The organism is Dissulfurispira sp. (assembly GCF_036745535.1).
In the GTDB taxonomy this organism is placed as follows: Bacteria; Nitrospirota; Thermodesulfovibrionia; order Thermodesulfovibrionales; family Dissulfurispiraceae; genus Dissulfurispira.
Genome location: NZ_DAIOFX010000065.1, coordinates 1 through 1286, shown reverse-complemented (window position 1 = coordinate 1286; position 1286 = coordinate 1). Strand labels below are relative to the sequence as shown.

General features: G+C 42.5%; 1 protein-coding gene. It reads right to left on the bottom strand.

What is annotated here, in order from left to right:
* Positions 1 to 1107: methyl-accepting chemotaxis protein (locus tag V7L97_RS09800; protein WP_333655497.1), on the bottom strand; the 1107-nt coding region annotated here is incomplete at its 3' end.
* Positions 1108 to 1286: the final 179 nt, after the last annotated feature.

Sequence of the window (1286 nt, the reverse complement as noted above, 5' to 3'; positions counted from 1 at the left end):
GATCTTTGTGGTATCTTTAACATTCTCTGCAATGTTGTACATTCCATGGGTGGTCTTTTCTACAACCGATTTCCCCTTTGCGGCCTCTTCTAATGAATTTCTCGATGCATCAGCAGCCTGAGCAGCATTTTTGGCCACATCCATTATTGTCTGTGACATTTCCGTTGCTGCTGTTGCCACCTGCTGTGCCTGCAGGGATTGTTCGTTTGCCGACCTGCTCAGGTCTTCTGCAGTGGCCAAAAGTGCTCCGGACGAAGAGAGGAGGTTCTGCATATCCGCCTTTATATCGCCTATTATGGAGGTTATTCTACGGGACATGGTCGTAAAGTCTTTCAGCATCATCCCGATCTCATCCTTGCGGTTTATTTCTATGTCAGCGGCGCTGAAGTCTCCATCCGCCATTGCCCGCGACTTTTGCGATACCAATGCTACCGGAGAGATTACGGATGAAGACAGAAATTTTGCAATGAGTACGAGGAAGGCAACAAACACAACGCCTCCTGCTACAAAGCTCCATCCCACGATTTTTCCTTCTTTTTTCAAGGCGCCAACCATTTTAGGGACATTGGCCTTTGCCTTTTCAACAGTACGCTTTGTTTCTTCTAAAATAGTGTTGTACCTTTCAGCCTGGATTCCGCCTGCTATCTCTTTTGCCTTTTCTATGCTTCCGGCAAATAGCAATGGTATTAATTCCTTATCCCGTGTATTCTTGAAGGCATTCCATGTTTCCAAGGCTTTTGCTATTGACGAGGATTCGGCTGAAAGATTAGCAGCGCTCAAAGACTTCGCTATTTTGTCCAAAAGCTCATCTATCCTGCCTGATATGTCTTCAATGTCTTCCTTAAGTTCCTCTAATTTTTCCCTGTCCTTTTCTATCATCATGCTTAGGAGTTTAGAGCGAACAAGAGTGAGATTGTATCGCAGCCGCGCAATGTCGTCGGCTACAATCATGCTTTTTTCTATCTGTGCATAGGCATCTCCACCAACCTGAACCCTGTTAAAGAATATCTGGCCTATGGATATGCCAATTACTGCAGAGCCAATAAGGGCGCCGAAAACAATGTACAGCTTTTTCTTGAGGCTCATGTCTTTAAACTTTTGAAACATCTCCCCCCCAAATAAAGTTTTTTATAAAGAGTTTTAAAGTATAAGAGTTTAGATTTTTGTTAAGAAAGAAATTAACAACTTATTTGCAATATAGTTATAGCACAGCAATTTTTATATGGTCAAATACACATCTGTCCAAAATAGATTTTAGAAAGACCTCCGATTCAGGTAGTATAGAA